Origin of the sequence: Sphingomonas sp. Sph1(2015) (assembly GCF_001970915.1) — a bacterium.
In the GTDB taxonomy this organism is placed as follows: Bacteria; Pseudomonadota; Alphaproteobacteria; order Sphingomonadales; family Sphingomonadaceae; genus Sphingomonas; species Sphingomonas parapaucimobilis.
The window spans coordinates 1-405 of record NZ_MQUI01000134.1 but is presented as its reverse complement, the minus strand read 5'-3'; the positions used below and the strand labels follow the sequence as shown (position 1 = coordinate 405).

Below are 405 nucleotides of genomic sequence, written 5' to 3'. Positions count from 1 at the left end.
GGAATATTGCGCAATGGGCGAAAGCCTGACGCAGCGACGCCGCGTGAGGGATGAAGGCCTTCGGGTTGTAAACCTCTTTCAGCAGGGAAGAAGCGAAAGTGACGGTACCTGCAGAAGAAGCACCGGCTAACTACGTGCCAGCAGCCGCGGTAATACGTAGGGTGCAAGCGTTGTCCGGAATTATTGGGCGTAAAGAGCTCGTAGGCGGTTTGTCGCGTCTGCTGTGAAAACTCGGGGCTCAACTCCGAGCTTGCAGTGGGTACGGGCAGACTAGAGTGCGGTAGGGGAGACTGGAATTCCTGGTGTAGCGGTGGAATGCGCAGATATCAGGAGGAACACCGGTGGCGAAGGCGGGTCTCTGGGCCGTAACTGACGCTGAGGAGCGAAAGCATGGGGAGCGAACAG

At 58.0% G+C, this 405-nt stretch carries 1 rRNA gene; it reads left to right on the top strand.

The annotated features are described in order from the left end of the window. Nucleotides 1-405 (top strand): 16S ribosomal RNA (locus tag BSZ14_RS18885); the annotation flags it as partial.